The sequence below is a fragment of the Tautonia marina genome (genome assembly GCF_009177065.1).
Lineage (GTDB): Bacteria > Planctomycetota > Planctomycetia > Isosphaerales > Isosphaeraceae > Tautonia > Tautonia marina.
Map to the genome: position 1 here is coordinate 48,905 of NZ_WEZF01000016.1, position 23,956 is coordinate 72,860.

General features: G+C 63.8%; 17 protein-coding genes. 5 read left to right on the plus strand and 12 right to left on the minus strand.

Annotated features, from left to right (window positions below; genetic code table 11):
* Positions 1 to 210: 210 nt before the first annotated feature.
* On the minus strand, positions 211 to 2,862 hold the full coding sequence (locus GA615_RS18680; protein WP_152052840.1) for a S8 family serine peptidase: 2,652 nt from the start codon (positions 2,860 to 2,862) through the stop codon (positions 211 to 213).
* Positions 2,863 to 3,349: 487 nt separating this feature from the next.
* On the opposite strand from GA615_RS18680, the gene GA615_RS18685 reads away from it, so the two are divergent.
* Complete coding sequence (locus tag GA615_RS18685) at positions 3,350 to 4,156, plus strand: inositol monophosphatase family protein (protein ID WP_152052931.1); 807 nt, start codon at positions 3,350 to 3,352, stop codon at positions 4,154 to 4,156.
* Between the two features lie 79 nt (positions 4,157 to 4,235).
* Here the strand turns inward: GA615_RS18685 and GA615_RS18690 are convergent, their stop codons facing one another.
* Both GA615_RS18690 and GA615_RS18695 read right to left on the minus strand, forming a co-directional pair.
* Positions 4,236 to 5,510: a hypothetical protein gene (locus tag GA615_RS18690; protein WP_152052841.1), complete on the minus strand. Its 1,275-nt coding sequence runs from the start codon at positions 5,508 to 5,510 to the stop codon at positions 4,236 to 4,238.
* Positions 5,511 to 5,954: 444 nt separating this feature from the next.
* Positions 5,955 to 6,905: a sigma-70 family RNA polymerase sigma factor gene (locus tag GA615_RS18695; protein ID WP_161602417.1), complete on the minus strand. Its 951-nt coding sequence runs from the start codon at positions 6,903 to 6,905 to the stop codon at positions 5,955 to 5,957.
* A 540-nt stretch (positions 6,906 to 7,445) separates the two neighbouring features.
* Between GA615_RS18695 and GA615_RS18700 the strand changes: the two genes are divergently transcribed.
* Entirely contained in the window at positions 7,446 to 8,036 is a 591-nt protein-coding gene (locus tag GA615_RS18700) for an RNA polymerase sigma factor (RefSeq protein ID WP_152052843.1), read from the plus strand.
* A complete protein-coding gene (locus GA615_RS18705) occupies positions 8,027 to 11,200 on the plus strand; it encodes a protein kinase domain-containing protein (RefSeq protein ID WP_152052844.1) in 3,174 nt (1,057 codons plus the stop codon). The genes GA615_RS18700 and GA615_RS18705 overlap by 10 nt, the downstream gene beginning before the upstream one ends.
* 188 nt (positions 11,201 to 11,388) lie before the next feature.
* On the opposite strand, the gene GA615_RS18710 is transcribed toward GA615_RS18705, so the two are convergent.
* On the minus strand, positions 11,389 to 11,607 hold the full coding sequence (locus GA615_RS18710) for a hypothetical protein (RefSeq protein WP_152052845.1): 219 nt from the start codon (positions 11,605 to 11,607) through the stop codon (positions 11,389 to 11,391).
* 338 nt (positions 11,608 to 11,945) lie between these two features.
* On the opposite strand from GA615_RS18710, the gene GA615_RS18715 reads away from it, so the two are divergent.
* A complete protein-coding gene (locus GA615_RS18715; protein WP_152052846.1) occupies positions 11,946 to 14,138 on the plus strand; it encodes a heavy metal translocating P-type ATPase in 2,193 nt (730 codons plus the stop codon).
* A gap of 26 nt (positions 14,139 to 14,164) precedes the next feature.
* Here the strand turns inward: GA615_RS18715 and GA615_RS18720 are convergent, their stop codons facing one another.
* From GA615_RS18720 to GA615_RS18740, 5 genes are all read right to left on the minus strand, one after another.
* Entirely contained in the window at positions 14,165 to 14,821 is a 657-nt protein-coding gene (locus GA615_RS18720) for a 3-keto-disaccharide hydrolase (RefSeq protein ID WP_152052847.1), read from the minus strand.
* 165 nt (positions 14,822 to 14,986) lie between these two features.
* A complete protein-coding gene (locus GA615_RS18725) occupies positions 14,987 to 16,033 on the minus strand; it encodes a DMT family transporter (RefSeq protein ID WP_152052848.1) in 1,047 nt (348 codons plus the stop codon).
* 163 nt (positions 16,034 to 16,196) lie between these two features.
* Positions 16,197 to 16,517 carry a DMT family transporter gene (locus GA615_RS18730; RefSeq protein ID WP_152052849.1) on the minus strand — a complete coding sequence of 107 codons (321 nt, stop codon included), beginning with the start codon at positions 16,515 to 16,517 and terminating at the stop codon, positions 16,197 to 16,199.
* A gap of 107 nt (positions 16,518 to 16,624) precedes the next feature.
* A complete protein-coding gene (locus GA615_RS18735) occupies positions 16,625 to 17,941 on the minus strand; it encodes a putative sugar nucleotidyl transferase (protein WP_152052850.1) in 1,317 nt (438 codons plus the stop codon).
* A gap of 279 nt (positions 17,942 to 18,220) precedes the next feature.
* Positions 18,221 to 18,709 (minus strand): YfcE family phosphodiesterase, encoded by a 489-nt coding sequence (locus tag GA615_RS18740; protein WP_152052851.1) that lies wholly within the window; start codon positions 18,707 to 18,709, stop codon positions 18,221 to 18,223.
* A gap of 315 nt (positions 18,710 to 19,024) precedes the next feature.
* Here GA615_RS18740 and GA615_RS18745 point away from each other — a divergent pair, with 315 nt between their 5' ends.
* Positions 19,025 to 19,252 (plus strand): hypothetical protein, encoded by a 228-nt coding sequence (locus GA615_RS18745; protein ID WP_161602418.1) that lies wholly within the window; start codon positions 19,025 to 19,027, stop codon positions 19,250 to 19,252.
* Between the two features lie 75 nt (positions 19,253 to 19,327).
* Here the strand turns inward: GA615_RS18745 and GA615_RS18750 are convergent, their stop codons facing one another.
* The 3 genes from GA615_RS18750 to GA615_RS18760 all read right to left on the minus strand — a co-directional run bounded on the left by GA615_RS18750 (position 19,328) and on the right by GA615_RS18760 (position 23,910).
* A complete protein-coding gene (locus GA615_RS18750; RefSeq protein WP_152052853.1) occupies positions 19,328 to 20,119 on the minus strand; it encodes a hypothetical protein in 792 nt (263 codons plus the stop codon).
* Positions 20,119 to 21,495, minus strand: coding sequence for a TolC family protein (locus GA615_RS18755; protein WP_161602419.1), 1,377 nt, complete (start codon positions 21,493 to 21,495; stop codon positions 20,119 to 20,121). Before GA615_RS18755 ends, GA615_RS18750 begins: the two co-directional genes overlap by 1 nt.
* A 618-nt stretch (positions 21,496 to 22,113) precedes the next feature.
* Complete coding sequence (locus GA615_RS18760; protein WP_152052855.1) at positions 22,114 to 23,910, minus strand: L-lactate permease; 1,797 nt, start codon at positions 23,908 to 23,910, stop codon at positions 22,114 to 22,116.
* Positions 23,911 to 23,956: the final 46 nt, after the last annotated feature.

The following is a 23,956-nucleotide window of genomic DNA, read 5'->3' on the forward strand; positions in this document are numbered from 1 at the left end:
CCGGACACGGATGTTCGAGACCGGGGCCGCTCCACGTCGCTGTTGCTGCGGAAAACTGTCTGCCGAGACGGAATGACATCATTCCGAGGTCACACCCCGCCGAAACGAGCATAAGGTCCATTATCAGACCCATTGCGGGCGGCATCTTCGGGGCGGATCGTCCCATTGAGGCGATCAGGCGATCCGCCCCGAGAATCCCTGGCAGGAGCGTCAACCGCGCAGGAAGTCCTGAGCAAGCTCGTCCAACAGACTGCCATCGACCCCGGTCAGAACCGGAGACCGTCGGGAAGCCTTCGAGAGGTTCTCGTCGAACAACGCGAGTTCGATCAACGAGGACGACCAAGACGACGGGGCTGGTACTTCTTCGATGCGGATGGCGTCGGCGATGACGAACCCGTCGGCCCGGTTGCTCAACTGCACCTGGAGCACGCCCGAGGAAACAGTCACCACCCCCAGGTCCGCCCAGCCCGTCCCTTGCTCGGTGAACGCGCCGGGGGTCTGACGCTGATCGACGAGAATTGTCCGTTGCACCTGCCCGTCATCGAGCAGCCGGAACGGCGCGTTGCTCGCCCGGTTCGGGGACGCCGACCAGGTCGCCGAGACCCGATAGCTGACCCCCGGCGTCACGGCAAAGCTCCAGGTCGCCGTCGCCGATCCGTCGCCAGCACCCGCGTAGCGACTCGTCTGATCAAAGCCCCCCAGCACCGAGTACCGCCAGTAACCCACCTCCGCATAGCCGGATTGCGTATCGTCGAGCACCTGAACCAGGGGCGGAGGGGGGGCTGGTACTTCTTCGATGCGGATGGCGTCGGCGATGACGAACCCGTCGGCCCGGTTGCTCAACTGCACCTGGAGCACGCCTGAGGAAACAGTCACCACCCCCAGGTCTTCCCAGCCCGCGCCTTGCTCGGTGAACGCACCGGGGGTCTGACGCTGATCGACGAGAATTGTCTCCTGCACCTGCCCGTCATCGAGCAGCCGGAACGGCGCGTTGCTCGCCCGGTTCGGGGACGCCGACCAGGTCGCCGAGACCCGATAGCTGGCCCCCGGCGTCACGGCAAAGCTCCAGGTCGCCGTCGCCGCGCCGTCGCCGGCCGCCGCGTAGCGACTCGTTTGATCGAAACCGCCCAGCACGGAGTACCGCCAGTAACCCACCTCCGCATAGCCGGATTGCGTATCGTCGAGAATCTGGACCGTCGCGGTGGGAGGGGCAGTCACCGTGACGGATGCCTCGAACTGATCGGAGGGGACCGTCCCGTTGAGACCATCCCGATCCTGGTCGACGAAGTTTCCGGCCAGGTCCAGGATTTTCGGGCCGACGACAATCTGGTAGGTGCCAACCCCGGCCGAGGAGAACACCACGTCGAACTCGCGGTCGGCCGATCCCGGGACCACCGAGACCGAGCCGATCGACACCCCCTGCCCTTCCGGACCCGTCAGTGAAAGCACGTCCTCGATCGTGAACGAATCGGGACGGATGGCCTCGCTGAATCGCAGGCGAATCCGATTCTCGGCGCCGGCAAGAGCCATTGCAGACTCGATCTGAGGTCCATTCGTCTCGCTCGTTACCGCGCGACCAAGATTTAAGCGTCCGCCTGTGATGACCACTCCGTCAAGCTCGGACAGCGGGTCGACGGTCGCCAGCACCTTGGCGATCACCTGGTCGTAAGACCAGTCCGGATGGAGGCCACGGATCAAGGCAACGGCCCCCGTGACGTGCGGCGCCGCCATCGATGTTCCAGACATGTAGCCATATGAGCCATGGCGGACGCTGCTCAGGATCGAGACACCCGGCGCTCCAAGATGGACGGTATTGACACCGTAATTCGAAAAACCCGCGATCTGGTCATACGCATTCGTGGCGGCCACCGAGATCAGGTTGTCGCCCTCATAATTGGCAGGATAGGTCGGGTTCAGGTCATTATTGGAGCCGTTGTTCCCGGCCGCGGTCACAACAATGTGCCCCCGCGCCCTCGCTTCGGCAATCGCATCGACAAACGCAGTGCTGTATCCGCCGCCGCCATAGCTATGATTCGAAACGTGTGCCCCCATCTCGACTGCATAATTCAACGCTTTAATGGCATTACTCGTGTAGCCTCGGCCAGATGAGTCAAGAAACTTCAATGGCATCAACTTCACATTCCAGTTCACCCCAACGACACCCAGCGCATTATTGCCGACCGCGCCGATGGTTCCCGAGACGTGGGTTCCGTGATTATGGTCATCTTGAACATTCGGAGAGTCATTCACAAAGTTCCAACCATGAAGATCATCAATGTAGCCGTTGCCGTCACTATCCTGTCCGTTACTGCCGACTTCACCGGAATTCACCCAAAGATTCGGCACGAGATCGGCGTGGGTCAGGTCGATTCCGGTGTCAATTACCGCGACAATCACGTCGGGACTGCCCGTCGTGACCGACCAGGCCTCAAGCGCGCTGATGTCGGCCCCTGGCAATCCGCCCACGCTCTGCCCCGTGTTATTCAACCCCCAGAGAGAACCGAACCGCGGATCGTCGGGAGACGCCGTGATCGAAACAACATAATCCGGTTGAGCGTAAAGCACCCGAGGGTCGCTTCGAGCAAAGGCAAGCGCCTCCTCAACCGAGCTTCCTTCACGGACCGGAACGGTTCGCATGCCGGGCACCAGGGCGCCTGCGAGATCATGACCTGAGGCTGCCTCGATCGCATCGGGGCGATAGCGAACGATAATATGCTCACTGCTGTACAACTCCTGTTGCGCAGGTGGTGCCTCGGCGACCGGCAAGGCGGCGCCGAGACTGAGCAGGGTTCGTGATTCGAGCGCGTCGAGTGGAAGGAACTTGAGCGCAGAGCATCGTGTGCGTCGCGTGAAGCGGTGCATGGTTGCAGAATGCCGTGATTGGAACAGGTGAATCAAGAGACGAAGGGGAGGGACGACTGGGAATGCGATTTCGTGTGTCTGGTTGACACATCCAAGGCGGTCGTCGTCGTGTTGCTCAGAACGAGCTTGGATTCGTTGATCGTTCTGAGAAGCTTTGAGAAAGTATCCGGAAACTTACCCAATCCCCCGCGCGCATTCCAGTCGAAAATCGCGTCTCATGTTGCAGGATGTCATCAACCCCCTCGGACCGCGCGCCCGAGTCGTTCTCACCGCGCCACCTGGAACGGTTAAGCAACCAGCACGACATAACCCCAAAAGATCATGCGTGCACTCTTCGTTGGGTCCGATGGCGTTCCTCCGACCACGCAAGTGCCAGGAGTGACTCCTGCATCCTCCTGCTTCCCTCCCACGGCAATCCTCGCCATAATGATGGGCCTGGACTGCCGGAATGGCCCGATACTCGACACTGTTCCCTCAAGACACACGAATGCCAACACCTGAACTTGTGGTCGCCGAACAGGCCGCGCAGGCTGCCGGAGAGGTCTTGCTGCGCTATCGGCGTGAAGGAGTCTCTCACCGCTCGAAGGACATCGGCAACCTGATCACCGATGCCGACCTTGAGGCCGAGCGCGCCATCGTCGATGTCCTGCACCGCGCCTTCCCCGAGCACGCCATCCTCGGAGAGGAAGAAGCGAAGCACGGCGACCTCGATGCCGAGCACCTCTGGGTGGTCGACCCGCTCGACGGCACCAATAACTTTGCCCATCAGTTGCCCCATTTCGCCGTCTCGATCGCCTACTACCGCGAGGGAGCGGCGCAGTGCGGCATCGTGCTCAGTCCGGTCAGCGGCGATCGGTTCACCGCGATCCGGGGGGCAGGGGCGTTTCAGAATGGCCGACCGGTCCGGGTTGCAGATCATGAACGCCTGGATCAATCCATGATCGGCGTCGGATTCTATTATGATCGTGGGGCGATGATGGAGGCGACCCTGCGCTCCATCTCCGGCCTGTTCCGGCAGAACATTCACGGGATTCGACGATTCGGCACCGCCGCGCTCGATCTCTGCATGGTCGGCTGCGGGCAGTTCGGCGCCTTTTTCGAGTACCAGCTCGCCCCGTGGGACTTCGCCGCCGGTCGACTGTTCGTTGAGGAGGCCGGTGGTCGGGTCACGAACTGCCTGGGAGCCCCCCTGGACCTGACCGTGTCCAGCGTGCTCGCCTCCAATGGACGATTGCACGAGGCGGTCCTCGCCATTGTCCGGGACAATCACCCGTCATCCGAGCCTGCCTCATGAGCGCCCGGTGCAGGCGACGGCGAGCGCCGTAACCGTCGAAAGCCCCCTGCCCCGAGCCCTCGAACGATCAATCCCGATCTCACTCGCGCCCGAGGGCTCCCCGCCGGAACCGGTTCCCTTCGACCGACTCCCACGATTGCCGGCGGATTTCCACCGCCCCTGCTCCCCTACCCGCGGCCGATCGAGACGGAGACGGCAGGTCGAGCGACACGGGAGATCGCTCCGAGATCGACTGGAATCCCGAATTGCCCCCCTGCCCTCGGGCACCGAGCGAGACATCCTCGGTCCGAGCGACCTCACGATCACTTCTCGGCAAGGAGAGCGACCCCGGAGACGATGAGAAGGTGGGTGATCGATCACGAGCGGTTGCCGGCGGTGGGATCGGAGACGACGACGACTGATCGGCCAGCACCATCCCCTGCGATCGGGCCAGCTCCAGCACGTCGACGACCAGATAGCCTTCCTTCACCGGCCGATCGAAGGTGGTATTGGCCGCGAAATCATCGGTGGGGTTCGGCTTGATGCTCCCAAGATACATGGTCAGCTCGGCCATCTCGGGAACGGTCAACCGGACGACTCGCGGCAGTTGGATTGTCTCTGGAGGCTCGGCTCCGCCGGTCGCCGGCAGCCGGATTGTTTCCGGTCGCTCGACCCGGGCTCGGGCGATCAGCTCGCCTCGCCCTTCGGTAAACAGGCGGTGCTCGATGATCCGCTGTTCGGCAATGCTCAGGATCGACTCCTTGACCATTGTCGAGCCGTTCGGGAGCCGTCGCTGTTCGATCAGGGTCAAGGTTGCGTCCGACTCTCCCGGAGCAATTTCCAGATCGGCCGGCAACGGCTCCAGGCCCAGGACCTCGAAGATCCAGTCGGGACGAACCGAGGCGAGCATCGGGTCGGCAAACCCTTCGGTCTGGGCATACGACCCGATCACCATCTCGTTCGATAGGTCGTTGGCAAACCAGAACTCCCGGTCATTCGAGCCGATGTCGGCCACCGCCATCCCGGGAGGCTTTCGGAGCGTGACCCGAAGATTCCTCGCCCGCTCCATCACCATCACGCCGCTGGCCGTGCCTCCCAGCAAGGGAGAGCGCTCGTTGCCGTTCTGGTCGCGGAAGGTATCGATCTTGATGTTCAGATCCGAGACCTTGAGCGCCTGGACCAGTTGCGAGCGCCGATCGTGTTCCAGGGCGACCCGACGAACCAGTTCATCGGGATCGGGCTGGTCGGCCTGCGCCACGGGAGCCTGGGCCAGATCGCGTCTCAGGAAATTCCCCTGAAACGAGGATCGGCAACCGGTTCCGGTGACGAGAACCAGTCCGAACAGGAGCAGGGGAACGATGGGAAGTCGGGACATGAGGCCCTACCGGCGGTTCGAGGACCGAGTCGGGTCGTCGCTCGTCACACCTCGGTCGGGGGCAATCAAAGGTCATCTCCCGGGCGTATCCCGCCTGAGGGATGAGATGTCGGCGCAAGAGCAGGACGCCCTCGGAGGGGAAACGGACGCACTACACCAGAATTGTCCCACATGGGCAAGGCGAACCTGGCAATTCCCGCTCGATCCGATCGCGGGAGATGCCGTTCGAACCGCCTCTGCGGATCCTTCGGCCTCTCTGTGGACGTTTTTCAACCAAACTCTTGACCGCGATCCCTGCACGTCGGGGAGCCAACAAACACGGCCGACCCCTTCGATGTTGAAGGAGTCGGCCGAGAATCCCGGGGACCCGCCCGCCGCCAGTTGACGACTCATCATCGAGTGCGTCGGTCGTCGCCGGGGGGCTCCTGGTCCTGCCGGGAGGGCTCAGACCAACTGGAGCAATGGAGCGGGAGAGCGTCTGCTCCGCGATCGCGAGGCCCGGCCTCGCCGCTTGGGGCGCGAGGGCCGGGGAGTCCAGTCGTCATGAAGTTTGCGGACGGCGCGAACCTCGATCTTTCGGACCCATTCGCGGGTCACGCCGAGATGGAGGCCGATCTGTTTCAGCGTCATCGCGTCGTGATCGCCGAGTCCGTAGCGAAGCGTCAGGATGGTTCGCTCCCGGTCATCGAGCCGCTTGAACCGTCGCATCAGGTCGCGACGATCGTCGTCGAATTCGAGCGATGCATCCGGGGCATCCCGAAGGTCGGCCGTCTCGTTCAGGGTGTCCCCGTCATCCCGATCGCCGCCAACCGGCATCAGGCGGCAGGCGATCAGCGCTTTCTCGACCATCCGGCACTTTGCGTCCGAAAGCCCAAGCGTCACCACCAGCTCTTCGAAACTGGCCGGCTGGCCGAACTCTCTCAGATGATGACGCTCGGCTCGGCGCCATTTGGTCAAGAGACCGACCATGTGCGCCGGCAAACGGATGGTGGCCGTCGTCGTGATCAGGGCATGACGAATCGCCTGCTTGATCCAGTGGCTCGCGTAGGTGCTGAATCGTGTCCCGAACCGTGGGTCAAAGGCTTCGGTGGCTCGGATCAAACCGAGATTCCCTTCACCAACCAGGTCTTCGAGGGCAAGTCCTCGGCCTTCGAAGTCGCGGGCGATTTTGACGACCAGGCGCAGGTTGGCTCCGATCAGGCGCGTCCGAGCGGCTTCGTCCCCCGTTCGAATCGCCTCGGCGAGTTCGATTTCCTCGTCGGCGGACAGCAGGTCGTGATCGCGGATTTCACGAAGATAATCCCCGAGCGGCGTCGCGTAGGTCTGTTCCCTGGTGCAGCATCGTCCCATCGGTGGCTGCTCCTCGCTGGTGGTCTCAGGAGTTCGACCGATCATCTCGGCCTTCATCTCCCTGCGTCCCTGAGGTGGTCCGGGCCTTGGAGTCACCTCGAATCCGCCGAGAGCGTTCATTCCTTGCCTGTCGTCGCGACGGACACCCCAATTCGGCCTAACAAAGTCATGCTCAGGTGGCGAATTGTGCCGGATCGGGGCGTTCTCGTGATCAAGGCCTTAACTCTCGTGTTGCAATCAAAGAACGGAACCGGACACGATTCTGGAAAATCCTGTCCGAAGATTTCCGCGAAATTGCGTTGTGCCCGCCTTGGGGCGTCCGATCGAGGAATTTCGACATCAGGCCGGAGGTCTCGGCCCACGCCTCGAAGAAATTGTGCTATTTTGAGGTGTCTTTGCCCGGTGGAGCACGTAAACTAAGAAATGACGCCTCCCGAGCGTCATTCGGTGATCGAGCCCTTGGGTCGGAGAGGTTCCGATCGAATCTCGACCCCCGAAGCTCCCCGATCGGATCGGCCCGACGGCGCTGTCGGGCCAAGGAGTTGACTCGGACGTCCGATCTTCAATCTCGGGGCGAGTGGCACGATGAACGAGACCACCTTCGCCGACCTCATCGCCCAGGCCAAAGCCGGCGACGAGCAAGCCCTCAACACCTTGCTGAACGAGTTCGAGCCCGATGTCCGGCTCGCCGTCCGTCGGCAGTTACCTCGCCTCCTGCGCGCTCAGTTCGATTCCATGGACTTCGTGCAACTGGTCTGGGCCAGTGTCTTCGCGGGAGACGGGGTCGATCCGTCCCGGTTCGAAAACCAGCAGCATCTGCGGGCCTACCTCAGCGGGGTGGCCTGGAACAAGGTTCACGAGGAGTACCGGCGCCGCACCCGGACTCAGAAATACAACCTTCGACGCGAAGAGCCGCTCTACATCCGCCGCGGCAATCGCGACGAACCCCGAGACGTTCCCTCGGCCGACCCGACCCCCAGCCAGAACCTTCAGGAACAGGAGTGCATGGACCAGCTCACCGCCGGACGGTCGGGCTGGGAAACCGAAGCCCTCCGCCTGCGCAGCGAGGGGCTGACCTTCGACGAAATCGCCCAGCGTGTCGGTGTCAATGAACGCTCGGTGCGTCGGCTCATTGACGATGCCCGGCAGCGCATGGAGCAACGGCAATGGCGATGATGCCGACCCCCGGCCGCCCTCCCCGACCGCTCGACTCGAATTCCGACCTGCTTTCCTCCGAAGCCAGGCGAGAACTCGACCGCCTGCGTGTCTGGGCCGCTCCTTCGGCCTCCAACGCCGTGTCTGGGGCCGTCTCGACCGTCAGCCATGCGCTCGAAACGCTGCTCGAAGACTTCACCCGACGCTGGGAGCAGGGCGAACACCCCCGCGCCGAGCAGTTCTTCGACCGCCTTCCTCCTGGTGATCCCGAAACACGCCTGGAGCTGATCTACCACGAGTTCTGCCTGCAAGCGTCGTCCGGGCACCAACCATCGGTCGAGGACTTCGTCGGCCGATTCCCCGAGTACCGCGATCGGTTGCTCCGACTGATCGCGCTGCACGATGTGCTGCCAACGATCTCGTTCGGTCAGGGCCAGGCCACCAGCCCCTTGAAGCCCGGCGATGAGGTCGGCCCGTATCGCCTTCTGCGCGAGATGGGCCGCGGCGGCTTTGCTCACGTCTACCTGGCCGCCGATGCCGAGCTGGAAGACCGCTTGCTTGTCCTGAAGGTCACCGACCGCCCGTCGGCCGAACACCGATACCTCGCCCGAGCCCCGCACCCTCACATTGTTCCGATTCTCCGGGAACGGATCACCGACGACGGCTTGCAACTGATCTTCATGCCCTTTGTCGGTGGGGCAACTCTCGGCGAGGTTCTCCAGGAAAGCCGTCGACGCAGTCGAAGGCCGGAACGTGGCCTCGACCTCCTGGCCGATCTCGACCTCTGCTCGGCCCCCGAATACACCGCGGCCACTCCTGTCCGACCCGCCCGAGAATTGCTCGCCTCGCTCAGTTATGCTGGAGCCGTCGCCTGGGTGATCGCTCGCCTGGCTGAGGCGCTCGACCACGCTTACCAGCGCGGCGTGATCCACGGTGACCTGAAGCCCTCGAACATCCTGATCGGGGGCGACGGCCAGCCGATGCTCTTTGACTTCAACCTCTCGACCGACTGGCAACCGGCCGCTCATTCTCGATCCTCGGGAGAGATGGGCGGGACCCTCGCCTACATGGCTCCCGAGCGTCTCCGAGCGCTGGCCAGCCCCGAAACCGCCTCCCCCCCCTGCCCCTCCGCCTGCCACCAGGCCGACGTTTATGCCCTTGGCCTGATCCTCCGCGAGGCGCTCACGGGCGTCCCTCCGTCGGTCCCCTTGCCCGACGAATCTCCTCGATCGGGCCGCGCGCTGGCTGCATTGCTCGCCGCCGATCGCGCCGCCGGCGACCCCTCCGCCCGCCGCCAGCTTGTCTCGATCCCCCCTGGCCTTCGGGCCATCCTCCGCCGCTGCCTCGAACCCGACCCGACGCGCCGATACCGCCTGGCCTCTCAGCTCGCCGCCGACCTCGATTGCTGGCGATCGGGCCTCCCCCTGCTCCACACCACCCCTCCACTCTGGGTCGAACTCTCTCGCTGGCTCCACTACCACCAACGCCCCTTCCTCGCCGCGGCCTGCTGCATCTGTCTCGGCCTGATCGCCTCCGTCGCCGCGGCCAAGGTTCAGGAAGACCAGACCGAGTCGAAACGGCAACTGACCACCACGCAGAACGCCCTGAACGAGGCCGAGCGTCAAGCCTATTTCCGATTTGTGTCCGATCCCGAGTCCAGTGCCCATTCGATCTACACGTATCGATCTTCCGGGATGACTCCTCCGGAAGGTCGCATTGATTTCGCGGAACGGTTGCTCGACGCATACGGGCTCATGGGCGCTAGCAACGACCACGATTTCTGGAACTCCGAACCGATTCTCCGGCTCGACGAACCGCACCGCTCAGACGCCCGCGCTCTCATTCTTGAACAGGCGCTTCGCTACGGAATCGAGCTTTCCCGATCTCGCTACGCCCCCTTCCCCGACGATCGCCGTCGCGCGGTCGAGGTCCTTGACCGAATCCTCCGACATCATTCACTCGAACCCCTGGAGACGACGGCCCGACTCCTTCGTTCTCAACTTGGACTTCCGACCAATCCTCCCCGCCCATCGCCCACGAGCGTTCCTCCCCGCTGGCTTCTCAGCTACCTCCAGGGCGTCCGCGCCGAAGCTCTTCGCCCCGACGAGGCCTCGGCCATGGGAATCTCGACCGATCAGATCGGCTTCGCTGTCGCCATCACCCACTACTCCAACGCCCTGCTCGACCGCGACGACCTTTACTGGCCCCGCGTCCGACTCGCCGCCTCGGCCTATCAGATCGGCAACTTCGCAACCGCCCGCCATTCGTACCAACGCTGCCTCGACCTCCATCCTGAATCCGCCTTGCTCTGGCTGGGTCTGGGATCGAGCGAGTACCATCTCGGCTCCGAAGACGAATCGGTCACACACAGTCGTCAAGCCGTTGAAATTGAGCCTCGATGGCAGACCGGCTGGCAGGCTCTTGCGACCCTTGGCGCCCGACTGAAGCGATGGGACCTCGTGGAAGAATCTGTTCAACAGGTCCGCCTTGGATCGGTGCGCGGGGCACGAGAGCCCTGGAGACGCCTCCGACTCGACCTTTCGGTGATTACCGACGGGGCAGTTGCAAATACGACTGGAATCGACCCCGACACCCTTCCAGTCATTCTTGCCCGCGAAGCCGACGATGACTTGACCGAAATCGGCCTCCGAGCAAGCGTCGCTCGAAGCCTACTTAATGAAGGCAGAACCCAGGACGCGATCGACCAGTTCTCCCGGATCCTCGCGGTTGAACCCGCTCACGTCTATTCTCGATTTTGTCGGGCGATCGGGCTTCAACGAGCCTGGCGCTCCGCTGAAGCAATTGAAGATTACCGAATTGCAGTTGATGACCCGAATTTTGATTCCTTCCTTCAGCAACAGCCGACAGCGTTGATCGCCTACGTTCTTCTCTCGGCCGAGCAATTTCGTCAGGGTCATTCAGAAGAGGCCATTCGACTGGCAACAATCGCTTCAGATTATGCAGGGGAGTTCGGCCATTATCGGGGAGAAGGGCATTATGCTCGTGCCAGAGCGTTCGCTGCCGCAGCCGACGATGACCTGACCTATCTCAGTAAAGCAGCCGACGAACTTGCCTTGGCCAGAACTTATAGTCCCGGCTTCATCGAGAGAATCTTCTATTCAGACACGGCATTCGATGGGAAACGGGCTGAACTCGCCGGGCGAATCGGCGGAATCGAATTCTGATGCATTTTCTCTCAATCGGCTATTAGACTTACTAATATCAAAATCGTTCAAATGAAGGCAAAATCGCTTTTTTGATAAACTTGCTTGTCTGAACTTTAAAGCGCAATCAAGCAGCATGGCCCCGCGCCAGGGACGCAGGGCCATGCTGTTACTTGTAAATCTATCGAATCAATTCTGGAGATTAGAGGTCAAATCGGAGCCGGTTGGCCAGGTCCATCGTCCGTCGGGAGATCCGGAATCGGATCGCCGTTTTGATCTCGCGGCAGGGGTTCCTCCGTGATCCTGGCTTCCATGGCCACGTTCGAGAAGGTTGAGACCTCCGCCGTCGGAACCAGGCCGAAGGATGAGGGGCTCAGTCGTCGTTCCAGGAATTCGGGGGCATAGCGGGGATTTCGAATGCGAGACATGTCAGTAAACTCTTTTGATGCGTGCAATTTTGAAATTGGTACATGGGGGTGTCTCCTACAAGATCGATCGGAATCGGAACCGGTCACCGTGATCGCTGGCTCTTCCAACGATCGCGTGTCGTACGGAAATAACATCGGAAAAATGCGGGGCCTTAGTCACTTTTTCCTCAAGATTCGTGGCAAGAATGTCGAAGTGACCGTCCGGTCGTAACGACGCATTTCCCCAACTTTCGTCTCCGTCTATAATTCGGAGGTCCGAAGGCCCCAAGGCTCGCATCGTCCCGAACGGTCGGGAGGGAGCGCCCGAGCCTCGAACCTCGACTCGGAGGCGTTCGAGCATGGAGCGGCAGGCTCGCTGCACCTTGAAGGTCAAGGGGCTCGATTGCCCCAGCGAGGTGCCACCGATCCGGTCTGCCCTGGATGGAGCCCCAGGCGTCTCCTCCCTCGACATCAACCCGCCCGAGGGAACCGTCGCCGTCGACTTCGACCCGGCCGTGACCAACCCGAGCGAACTGGCCGGGCGCGTCTCCCGGATCGCCGGCATGGCGACCGAACCCCTGAACGAGGCGCTGGCGATCACCCCGTCGAGCGACGACCCAGACGAGGCCGCCCGTCCCTGGTTCGGTCACTGGGGGTGGACCACCGTTTCCGGCCTCTCGCTTCTTGTCGGAGCCTCGGCTGACTGGGCCGCATGGCTCGGGTGGATGTCGGATCGAACCGGCACGCTTCTCGTCGTGGCGATGGTCGGCTACGCCGTCGCCATCCTGGCAGGCATCGTCGAACTGCTCCCGAAAGCCTGGCGGGCCTTGCGACGCCTCCACCTCGGCATCCACCTGTTGATGACGCTGGCCATCGGCGGCGCGGTCTTGCTGGGAGAATGGGGAGAGGCCGCCACCGTTGCCTTTCTGTTCGGCCTGGCCGAGGCGCTCGAAGCCCAGAGCCTCTCCCGAGCCCGCCGCGCCGTGCGATCGTTGCTCGCCGTCGCGCCCGATACCGCCGAGCTGATCGACCCCGATGGATCGACCCGAGTCATTCCCGCCGAGCAGGTTACGCCAGGCCGCCGGGTCCGCGTCCGGGCCGGAGAGCGCGTGCCGATCGACGGCCGGGTTCTCGCTGGTCGCTCGGCCATCGACCAGAAGTCGATCACCGGGGAATCCGTCCCTGTCGACAAGGAAATCGGTGACGAGGTCTTCGCCGGCACCGTCAACGGCGACGGCGCGCTGGAGGTCGAGGCGACCAAACCCCTGCGCGATTCGGTCCTCTCTCGAACGATGACCCTCGTCCGAGAGGCTCAGTCCCGTCGCATGCCCCTCGAACGGAGCATCGAACGCTTCTCTGCCGTCTACACCCCGATTGCGGTCGGCCTGGCCGTGGCCTTGATGCTCGTTCCGCCGCTCCTCCTGCAAGCCACCGGCCAGTCGGCCGACTGGCGGGAATGGATTATGAGGGGCCTGGTTGTCCTGGTCGTCGCCTGCCCGTGCGCCCTGGTCATCGGCACGCCGGTGGCCGTCGTCAGTGCCCTGGCGAGTGCGGCGCGGAAGGGGGTGCTGGTCAAAGGAGGGCAGTTCCTCGAAGCGATCGGGCGGCTCCGGGTCCTGGCGTTCGACAAGACAGGGACCTTGACCCTGGGTGATCCGAGCGTCGTTGAGGTCGTTCCCAAGGCCCCCGAGGGGGCCGACCGGATGCTCCGCATCGCCGCGGCGCTCGGCGATCACGGCGGCCACGTCCTCGGCCGGGCCATCGCCAGGCACGCCCGCGACCAGCACCTGACCGTCCCCTCGGCCACCGACTACCGGGCCGAGGCCGGGCTAGGTGCCAGCGGCATGGTCGAGGCATCTCGGTATCACATCGGCAGCCATCGCTATGTCGATCAGGCCGGGCTCTGCGAGGCGTCGTTTCACGCCTCGATCGACAACGCCGCCCAGGAGCCGGGAACCGCCGTCGTCCTCTCCACGACCGACGGCCCGCTCGGCTGGATTCGCCTGGCCGATCGCCCCCGGCCCGAGGCCGCCGCCGTGCTCGCCGATCTCTCTCGCCTCGGCATTCATTCCGTCATGCTCACGGGCGATAACTCAGCGACCGCCGCCGCCATTGCCCGAGAGCTTGGCCTGACCGACCATCGCGCCAATCTGCTTCCCGCCGATAAGGCCCAGGCCGTTCAGGATCTCGACGCCCAGCACGGCCCGACCGGAATGGTCGGCGATGGTGTGAACGACGCCCCCGCCCTGGCCGAGGCCCGCGTCAGCGTCTCGCTCGGCGGCATTGCCAGTGCTTCGGCCCTGGAAGTCGCCGACATCGTCCTGATGGCCGACGACCTGCGCGGCCTCCCCTGGCTCGTCCGCCACAGCCGACGAACCCTGGCGATCATCCGTCAGAACATCGCCCTGGCCATCGGCATCAAGGTGCTCGTCCTCTTCCTCGCCGCCGTCGGCCTGGCCGACCTCTGGATGGCCATTGCCGCCGACGTTGGCACGACCCTTGTCGTCGTAGCCAACGCCATGCGGCTCCTCCATCCCGGTGATCGAGACTGACGCGGCTCAGGTTCAACCGTGATCCATCAGTCGGCCTTGAGCGGCTTGACGCTCACTTCCTTGAAGTACACCAGATCGTCGTCGCCGTGGTTCTGAAGGCCAATGTAGCCTCGGGTCTTCCTCGGCTGACGTTTGGGGTCGATGTCGTTCCGAGGCGGCGGAATCGGGTCGCTCGTCGGGTCGAACCGCGAAACCGGCTCGCCGTTGACCGAAACGGCAATCACCTCGCCGTCGAGCGTGATTTTCATCGTGTTCCACTCGCCGGGCCTCGACTCGATTTTCTTCGCCTCGGCAAACGAATAGATCGCCCCCGTCTGGCTCAGCGGGCTTCCTCGATCGACGATCTGCACCTCGTAGCCGTTGTGCACGGCGTACCACGGGTCATCCGGCTCCTCGGCGATCCGGATGTAGACTCCCGCGTTATCCCGGTCGTCTCCCACCTTGTACACGACCCGAATCACGCAGTCGCCGAACGTCTCCTTCTCATAGTAGAGCAGCCCCATGCCGCCGACGGTCTTGAACCCGTCCCCGTCTTCCACCTTCTCGAACGATCCGGGGCCGACCTGCTTCCAGCCGTCGAGCGTCTTGCCGTCGAAGATCACCCGGAACCCGTCCTCCTCGACCATCGCTGGCGAGGCCAGCATCACCAAAGAAACCGTCAGCGATTGAAGAAGCATTGCCATTCTCCCGGCATCCGTCTCGAATCAACGATCGCGAACTCGCCGGCGCTGCGGCCGGCCCGGCGCGATCCACCCTTGCCCGACGAGCGTCTGCCCGCCGGGCGATGATTCGATCGTACCAGGATTTCCGACGCGATTCCCGAGGCTCCTGCAGTATCTCCCGCGTCTTCAATCGGCGCAGGGTACGGCTACCGTCGGCCTTGGCAGCTCAACAGGTCGAGGAGCCTCAACCACCGCTTCCGGCACCACCGCCCGAGCTCGTCTCGGGCGGATCGTCCAGAGGATCCCGCCGATCGTCAACGCTCCCCCGACGATCAAGAAGGGCGTGACTGCCTCGCCCAGGAACAGATACCCCCACACCACCGTCAAGATCGGCGCCGCGTTGCCGAAGGTGGCCACCTCGCTCGCATCGAGCCGTGTCATCGCCAGATTCTGAAACGCCAGCGCGAAGACCGTGACAATCAACGTCAGGTGCGCCAGGCCGATCCAGGCCACCGCCGAAGCGTTCCCGATCGCCCCCAGGCCCAGCGGCAAGATCGATCCGTCCCAGTCCAGGAAGAACAACGACACCGGCAGATCCATCAACGAGCCAACCACGAACGTTCCCGCCAGCGCCGGAATCGCCCCATGCCGACGGATCAAAGGCCGGCTGACAATCATGTACGCTCCCCAGGTCACCACCGCGCCGACGAGCAAGATATCGCCCAGGATCGCCCGAGACGCCTCGACCGACGTGTCTCCCCTCAGGCTCCCCAGGCCAATCACCGCCACGCCCAGTACGCTGGCGACAATCCCCACCAGCCGGTCCCCTCTCAGCCGTTCCTGGCCGATCGCGCTGGCGATCAACAGCACAAACAACGGGTTCGTCGCGTAAATCAGGCCAACATGCGTCGTTGGTGCCAGCCGAGCACCCGTCAGGAAGAACAGTTGATTCAATCCCACGCAAAAGAGGCCCGACGCCAGCACCCGCCCGCGATCTTCTCGAAGAAGCCGCAGCAGCGCTCCGCCCTTCATCGCAAACGGCAAGAGGCACAGCCCCGCCACTCCGAACCGCACCAGCGGCACCAACGGCAAGGGCAACTCCCGCACCGCCAGCTTGGCCGAGAGGGCCGTGGTGGATCCGATCAAGACCATCAAGATCAGGAAGACGTATGCCGCCCAGTCCCGTCCGCCCGTCCCATGATGCGAACTGCCACCGTCATCCTGACCTGCCATCGAAAGAACCCCAATGGTGAAAATGCCTGGATTTCAAGCAGCCTGAGCCATCCCGGCTGCGCGTCTCTCCACTTATCCTAAGAGGCTCGACAAGGCCAACAGGTTCGAGCCTCGCGATCCAATTCCTCGGCGCCGGCCGACCATCCCCGCGCCGCCCCGCTGGTCAATCGCCCGAAATCACCTTCAGCCCAATCACCGAGCCGATCAGGATCATCAAGAGCGCCACCCGGCCCCCCGTCAGCGGGTCCTTGAACAGCGCGATGCCGACGATTGCCGTGCCGCACGCGCCGATCCCCGTCCAGACCGCATACGCCGTGCCGAGCGGAATCGTCTGAATCGCCCTCGTCAACAGCACAAAGCTCAGGATGCTCAACACCAAAAACCCGGCCGAGGGGATCGGCCGGGTAAAGTTCTCGCTCAGCTTTAAACAGGTGGTAAAGCCGACCTCGGCGAGACCGGCAATCACCAAAATGATCCAGGCCATGAATGTTTCGGAGAGGGAGGGGTCACTGGGGAGGGAAAATCAATGATCATTCTACGCGATTGCCCGGCCCCCATGCGATTGCAATTGCTCGCCCCGCCCTCCCCGGCTCATCGGGCCGCGATCGACGCCGAACGGAGCGGCTCGGTTCGATGGCTTTGCGCCTTCTGAAACGCCCGCTGCCGTTCCAGTCGCGTTTGATCGTACAGCGAGCGATAGAAGGATTCCTCGGCCTCGGTGAATTCCAGGCCGCGCCGCCCCTTGACGATCCTGGCCGTCTCGAACATCTGCTCCAGCTCGAAACCCTTGGCCACCTTGCCCCAGAGGACACTCGAAAAGCTCGGCACGTGCTTCGGCAGGAGCCAGCCGGCCGGCAAGACGTTGCACATCACGCCGATCGAGGTTCCGGTGTTCAGCATGCTGCCGAGCCCCGTCCGCGTGTGGTCGCCGATGAAGCAACCGACCTTGGCCTGGCCGGTTGGCACCGGGTCCCCTTGCAACGGCACTTCAACCTCACCGTAATCGTTCCGCAGGTCGCTGTTCGAGGTGATCGCCCCCAGGTTGACCCATTCTCCCACGTACGAGTGCCCCAGGAACCCCTCGTGATACTTGTTCGAGTACCCCTGGATGATCGACGCCTCCACCTCGCCGCCAACTCGGCAGACTGGGCCGATCGTCACCGCCCCCCGAACATTCGCCCGGAACAACTGCGTCCCCGCGCCGATGACGCACGGCCCCTCGATCCTCGTGAACGGCTGCACCCAAACATCTCGCTCCACGATGATCGGCCCGTTCGTCGTGTCGAAGACCGTGTACGGATCGATCCGCGCGGTTTCATGAATCCGCAACTGATCCGAAGGCCCGACCAGCGCCATCGACTGCAAGTGCCGGTTCGTCACCGAATCACCGCCGAGCGCCTCGAAATCCTCCCGAATCGCCTGCTCGTTCAGGGACACGAGATCCCAGGGGCGATCAATCCACTGCCCGCCGATCTCCTCGCCATCGACCTTCGCCAAAAGATCGTCGAACCACTCGTCCACCCGGTGACTCGTCAGCGCTACGGCCCGCTCCGGACCCACCACCGCGCAGGCCGGCCGACCGTTGCAAAGCCCCAGCCAGGGAGCCGCCGTTGTCGAGGGCTCGAAGTTCTTCGGCGGCACCCAGCGGGCATTGGCCACGATCACCGGCCCCTGGGCGAGCCAGTCGGCGTCGTTGAGCATCGTGTGAGGGTCGCGCTCACGGGCGATCGGTTCCAGCACCGACCGCACGATCGCCGCCCTCCGCGCCGGTCCCGGACCGACCCCAAAGGCCCGAGCGGTCCGCTCCCCCAGGGTCACCGCTCCCAGTCGCAAGGCATACGCCGGACGAGTCAGCGTCAACGGCTCCAGGCCGGCCACGGCCAGGTCTTCGACGAAGCAGAGACGCATTGGAGGCTCCTTCCATGATGCCGGGTTGATTCTGAGCCCTCGGAGCGTACTTTCGAGAACGCGGATCGATCGCGTGACGACTCGCTCCGGTGATCGAGGACCGACCCACGTCTCGCCGGTCAGGCTGCTCGAACCCTCATGCGCTCGCGATTCCTTCCGTGTCCGATTCGCGAGCGACCAGGCGTCGCTGGCGCGGATTATAGCGACCAGGCACCCCCCGCCTACCCCGATTTCCGCATTTTGACGGTCCTCCACGGAGCGGCCACCGGTCCCTCCTCCTTACCGGACCCGATGAAACTGCACCTCATCCCGGTCCAGGTCGAGCGTTGCCACGGTCCACTCCCTCGCCCGGTGCAAGGCTCCCGGATTGATCTGGCGGATCGGACCGTCCCGCTCGTTCAGCCATTGATGCGAGTGGCCAAAGAGCAGGTAATCGGGCCTGGCCTTGAGTAAGCGACGGAATTCGCTCGTAAGATGGCCGTGCGTCACCCCGATCCGACGCCCTGCCAGTTCGATCTCCGCCGCCCAGCCGAGCATCGTCCCCCCCGTTGCCACCACCGCCCGCTCGATCCCTTCGAGATCGAAGTCGTTATTTCCGAGCACGTAATGGCAGGCGATCCCCGCCCCGGCCACCGTGTGCACGACCGCCGGCTCGGTCAGGTCGCCGCAGTGGATCAAGACCTCGGCCCCCTCGGCCGCCAGCAAGGCCACCGCCGCGGCCGTCCGCCCGATCTGATCGTGAGAGTCGGACAGAATTCCGATTCGCATGGCTGACCCCTCGACCCGAGGCGGATTCCCTTGGCGACATCACAAACGGATCGTAGAATACCCGCGGACTTCCAGCCTGTCGGCCCCGAATCGCTTCGCGATCGTTTCCCGTCTTCCCGTCGAGGGCCGATCTTTGCTGGTGTCCGACGACGCCCCTTGTCGGGGCGTCGCTCGATCGGCCGACCGGAAACGGCCAATCGCGGGGGATCGGGCCATGCCTCACAGGTGACTCGACCGACGGACTCCCGAACGGCCGTCGCCTCATGCTGCGCCGATCGTCCCTGGCTCTACCCGCTTTGAGCGGGGAGGTGTCCCATGTTCACGACCCAGAACGACCGAACCACCGACCGACCGCACGAGACAACCGTCGATCCCCATCTCGTCCGCGCCCCCGAACCGGCCGTCGAGGCTCCCGACCGCGGCGAAGACCTCGCCGAACCGCTCGAAGACGCCATCATCCGCCATGCCGAGGCCCCCGACGCCGGCGACTCCCGGGCCGACCAGATCGAGCAAGAGTACACGCACGGACGCAGCATGACCTGATCCGAATCTGATGCACAACCCGCTCGGTTCGCCGCCGGACCTTCTCCCGCCTCGACCGGTCCGGCGGCGATCCGATCAATCGGGCGTGAACATCAGGCCCCCGCCCCCTTGCTGCTCGGCCGCGTCAAACTTCACGATCGACAGCACCAGCAAGGTAAACCGCGCCAGGCCGCCCACCCCCTCGGGCATGACCCAGACGTAACAGTCTCCGTGACGCCCCACGTAACGGGCCGCTTTCGGCACGTCCTTCTTCCGCCCGATGAAGAACCAGCCCTGGGGAACCTCCCCGTACTGACTCACCTCGACCGAGCTCAACAACGATCGCGTTTCCCGATCGGTGTCTCCGAAGGAATTCTCATTGTCCGAATCCTCACCCGTGGGCCTGATCCTTCTGGCCTCGGCAATGAAGTTCGGTTCCGGCAACGGCGGAAGCCCCAGCACGCGCCGATAGACCGTTTGCAACGCGTAAAGCTGGATCGGATCCCCCACCGCGTCTGTTCCCCACTGCAACGCCACTTGCCGAGAGCCCTGCGGACCATATGTCTCGATCCCCAGCCCTCCCCCTTCAAACGTCGAGAACCCGCCCCCTTGCTGGCCGATGCCGATCCGGTCCTGAATCTGCACCGTTCCATCCCGAACACGAACATGCCAGGGCAAGGTCGTCGGTTCGTCGGCGAACATGGCGATGTTGTTCAGCACAATCTGATAGATGATCGTCTGAAAGCTATTGGCCGTCAGCACGGTGCTGATGCTCAACTGCTGATGCGCGCAACCACCGATCAGCACCGCCAGCATCAGCCCCACGATGAAGCCGTGCTCCCGAAGCCTCAACCCTCGCCTCATCGTTCTCCCAAGCGGATCGGCCATCAGTTCGGGTCCCTCGACGGCCGTCCCCCGACCGGGACTCCCCCTCCCGAAGGGGCCTGGGGCAGCCCGCCACTCGGGGGCCGGGGGGTCGTGGACTCGACAATGTCCTCGACCAGCAACATTCCCTCGATCGCAGTCTCGGCGTTTCGAAGTTCCTCGTATTCCAGGAACAATTTCTGAAGCCCATCGGTGTAGGCCCCCAGCGCCGACTGAACCCGAGAATAGCTTGCCTCCTCGTTCCGAAACTCGTCGCCGTAAATCTCGAACGCCTGCAGCGATCGGGGCAGGATCTCCTCCTGATAGCGCTTCACATTGGCATTGCTGGTCAGATACTGGTTGTATCGCCGAGCCAGGCGTTGCTCGATCGACAATCGAACCCGGGCCAGGTTCTGTCGAGCGTCGGTCAAGGCATGATGCGCTCTGGCAATGTTCCCCTGATTGCGGTCCCAGAGGGGCAGATCGACGTACACCCGAACGATCCCGATCGTGTCGTCATTCGAAAGGTCGTGGGCGGCTCCTCCCCGAAGGATCAGATCGGGAATGGGCTCAACCTCCTCGCGTCTCAGATCCCGCTGGGTTCGCAACACGCGAAGCTCAGCAATCTTGACCTCCGGGCTCCCTTCCAGCAGGTACGCCAGACTCTCCTCCCACGACACCGGCGCCGCCTGCCGTTCCAGATCGCCCGCCAGCGGAACCGGCTCCATTCCTGGAACTCCGAGATAGGCGGCCAGTTCTCTCCACGAGTTTTGGTAACGATCCTCCAACTGCTCGCGGTCCAACCGCATTGCAGTGGCGTCGTTTTCCGCCAGCAGCAGATCGGCCTTTGAGGCGTGACCGCTGTCGACCTTCGCCCGGGTCAACGCCACCACCTCGTCCGCCATCCGGATCAACCCGGCGCGGGCCTCCAGCAATCGCTGCTGCGCCAGGATCTGCCAGCTCCGGAGCCGCACGCCGTTCCGGACCCGGTATTGCTGTTCCACCAGCCCCCACCGAGCAATCTCCACGTCCACCTCGTAGCGCGACCGGTTGATCCGCAGCTTCCCTCCGGTGACGATCGGTTGCTGGACGAACCCGCCCTGCGTCCCCATCGTCCCCCCTGCCCCGAGACTCTGCGAGTTCCAGACGGCAATCGGGTTCGGATACCTCCCGGCCTGATCGGCGTTGCCCTGGGCCTGGCCGATTCGCTCGGCCGCCTGCGCAAGGGTCGGATTCGACTGCAGCGCGATCTGTTCCAGGTCCGCGACCGTCAACACGTGCCGCTCGGCCGGCACCGCGGGGCCGGTCCTCACTTCCATCGGCCGAGCATTGGGCAACGGCGGCAGATCGATCGGCGGCCCGACTTGCACAACGACCATCGCGAGCCAGAGGATCGTCACACGTCCGCTCCACCGTGGGTTCACACGATTCATCGAACGCGCTCTCTCAGCACCCGGCCGAGAGACGCGTTCGATGATGTCGATTCGTCGGGTTGTATCGGTCGCTCGTCGCGTGAGTCTGAACGAAACCGGCTCTCCTCCCCCTCCTTCGCGTCCAACCTCCTGCCGGTCGCGACTACCGCCCCGCATTCCCGAACGCGGTTCCCATCGCCACACGCATTCCGGTCACTATCCGATCAAAAAGTGACTGCCGCCCCTCAATTTCTCGACAATAACACCGAGCAGATCCTCATCTGTGCCCCGCTTCCCCCTCGACCCTGTCCGCACCGATGTTGAACAGCCGTCTCCGAATCCAACGAAATGTTCTCGTTTTGAACGAACGTTCCTGGCGTGACGAAACGAAGCCATCCGCACCACCAAACAACGCCAACCTCCTGACGTAACGAAGCCCTTCCCATGCCCTGTTTCAGCTCATTCCCCCCGACGAATCGAACCGACCCACCTTCGAAGCAACCCCTTTTCCAGTCAAGGGGTTATGCTATGCGTTCACTGCCAACTCTTGGCGCACCGACGGGCGCACCCGACCGCGCACCGACGGGCGCACCTGGGGCAATTCGGTCATTCCGTTGCCGACACCATCGGGACGTCGGCGGCACTCGGCACGATCCCCGGGACGACATGGGCGTAGAGCCAGACGATCCCTCCCACGATCAACGCCAGAGCAAGACTGTGGATCAAGACCGCCCGAAGAATCGTTCCCTCGCGTCCCCCTTCGCCCGTCGCCGCGGCGGCGACCACGATCGACTGCGCATCGACCATCTTGCCCATCACGCCGCCGGTCGTATTGGCCGAGGCCATCAAGATCGGGTCCAGCCCGAGCTTCTCGGCCGTGATCCGCTGCAGGTTGCCGAACAGCACGTTGCTGGCCGTGTCCGAGCCGGTCAAGGCTACCCCCAACCAGCCGAGCAAGGTGCCGAAGATCGGATACAGCATCGGCCCGGTTCGGGTGAAGGCCAGGCCCAGCACCGCATCCATGCCCGCCAGTTTTGTCACGAACCCCAGACCCAGCATGCACAGAATCGCCACCGCCGCCCACCGCAGGCGATAGACCGACACCCCAAAGACTCGCAGCAGCCCCTTCGGACCCAGCCCCAGCAGGAACCCGCTGGCAATCGCCGCGATCAGAATGGCCGTTCCGGTCGAGGCAAGGGGAGCGATGTCAAGCGTCACCTTCTCGAAGTCGGCCGCTGCGGGCTCGGCCCGGCCGGTGATCGCCACTCCCTTGGCCACCCGAGAGACGAGCTGTTGCCCCTTCTCCGCCGCCTGGTCCAGCACCGGCCTCGGCCACCCCATCGCCGGACCTGCGTCCGACAGGGGCACGCTGAGCCAGGGCATCGGCGGGTTCCAGGAAGTCGAGGACTCCAACGTTCCCTTAATCGCCGGAATCCCCCAGAGGATCACCATGATCGTCAGCAGGCCGAACGGCATCCAGGCGCGGGCCACCCGAGCCGGGTTCAGGTCGCCGATGGTGTCATACGCCGTCTCGACCGGCCCCTCGGCCGCCTCGGCCCGCTCCTCGGGAAAATGCCAGACCTGCTTCGGCTTCCAGAACCGCAACAGAAGCATTCCCGCCGCCAAACTGGCAATCGACGAGACAATGTCCACCAGCTCGTAACCGACGTAGTTCGACCAGACGAACTGCGCCGTGGCAAACGATCCGCCAATGACCACCAGGGCCGGCCAGACCGCCACCGTCTCTCGCCAACTGACCATCATCCGGACCAGCCACCACGGGACGATCACCGAGAGCAAGGGCAAGATGCGCCCGGCCGTCGCGCTGAGCAGCTCCGTATCGAGGCTCGTCACCTCTCCCAACGCCCGAATCGGTGTGCCGATCGCCCCCCAGGCCACCGGGGCCGTATTGGCCACCAGGCAGAGAATCGCCGCCTGAAGCGGTCGGAACCCGAGGCCCACCAGGAACGCCGCCGAGATGGCCACCGGCGCCCCGAATCCCGCGGCCCCCTCGATGAACGCCCCAAAACTGAAGGCCACCAGAATCGCCTGAATGCGACGATCCTCCGACAGCCGGGCAATCGACGCCTTCATCACCTCGAACTGCCCGGTTTCGACCGCGATGTTATAGAGAAAGACCGCCGCCGTGATCAGCCAGACAATCCGGAAGAAGGCAAAGACCATTCCCACCCCGGCGCCAGCGACCACCAGGTCGATCGGCATCCCGAACGCCCCGATGGCCATGGCCATCGCCGAGACCAGCCCTGCCAGTGCGGCCTGCCAGGCCGAGGCTCTCCCGGAACCCAGCAACCCCAGCAACACCAGAACCGGCACCGAGGCCGCCAGAGTCGAAAGCGGCCAGGCGTCGAACGGATCGTACACTTGTGTCCAGACATCGGCCATCGGCGTCGGCCCCTCCTCCAAGGCAGGTCGCGGCGGTTCGCAAAGG

What these genes read in the sequence shown, in the direction of transcription:
- GA615_RS18680 (WP_152052840.1), bottom strand. Translation starts at nt 2,862, where the DNA reads ATGCACCGCTTCACGCGACGCACACGATGCTCTGCGCTCAAGTTCCTT.
- GA615_RS18685 (WP_152052931.1), top strand. Translation starts at nt 3,350, where the DNA reads ATGCCAACACCTGAACTTGTGGTCGCCGAACAGGCCGCGCAGGCTGCC.
- GA615_RS18690 (WP_152052841.1), bottom strand. Translation starts at nt 5,510, where the DNA reads ATGTCCCGACTTCCCATCGTTCCCCTGCTCCTGTTCGGACTGGTTCTC.
- GA615_RS18695 (WP_161602417.1), bottom strand. Translation starts at nt 6,905, where the DNA reads ATGATCGGTCGAACTCCTGAGACCACCAGCGAGGAGCAGCCACCGATG.
- GA615_RS18700 (WP_152052843.1), top strand. Translation starts at nt 7,446, where the DNA reads ATGAACGAGACCACCTTCGCCGACCTCATCGCCCAGGCCAAAGCCGGC.
- GA615_RS18705 (WP_152052844.1), top strand. Translation starts at nt 8,027, where the DNA reads ATGGCGATGATGCCGACCCCCGGCCGCCCTCCCCGACCGCTCGACTCG.
- GA615_RS18710 (WP_152052845.1), bottom strand. Translation starts at nt 11,607, where the DNA reads ATGTCTCGCATTCGAAATCCCCGCTATGCCCCCGAATTCCTGGAACGA.
- GA615_RS18715 (WP_152052846.1), top strand. Translation starts at nt 11,946, where the DNA reads ATGGAGCGGCAGGCTCGCTGCACCTTGAAGGTCAAGGGGCTCGATTGC.
- GA615_RS18720 (WP_152052847.1), bottom strand. Translation starts at nt 14,821, where the DNA reads ATGGCAATGCTTCTTCAATCGCTGACGGTTTCTTTGGTGATGCTGGCC.
- GA615_RS18725 (WP_152052848.1), bottom strand. Translation starts at nt 16,033, where the DNA reads ATGGCAGGTCAGGATGACGGTGGCAGTTCGCATCATGGGACGGGCGGA.
- GA615_RS18730 (WP_152052849.1), bottom strand. Translation starts at nt 16,517, where the DNA reads ATGGCCTGGATCATTTTGGTGATTGCCGGTCTCGCCGAGGTCGGCTTT.
- GA615_RS18735 (WP_152052850.1), bottom strand. Translation starts at nt 17,941, where the DNA reads ATGCGTCTCTGCTTCGTCGAAGACCTGGCCGTGGCCGGCCTGGAGCCG.
- GA615_RS18740 (WP_152052851.1), bottom strand. Translation starts at nt 18,709, where the DNA reads ATGCGAATCGGAATTCTGTCCGACTCTCACGATCAGATCGGGCGGACG.
- GA615_RS18745 (WP_161602418.1), top strand. Translation starts at nt 19,025, where the DNA reads ATGTTCACGACCCAGAACGACCGAACCACCGACCGACCGCACGAGACA.
- GA615_RS18750 (WP_152052853.1), bottom strand. Translation starts at nt 20,119, where the DNA reads ATGGCCGATCCGCTTGGGAGAACGATGAGGCGAGGGTTGAGGCTTCGG.
- GA615_RS18760 (WP_152052855.1), bottom strand. Translation starts at nt 23,910, where the DNA reads ATGGCCGATGTCTGGACACAAGTGTACGATCCGTTCGACGCCTGGCCG.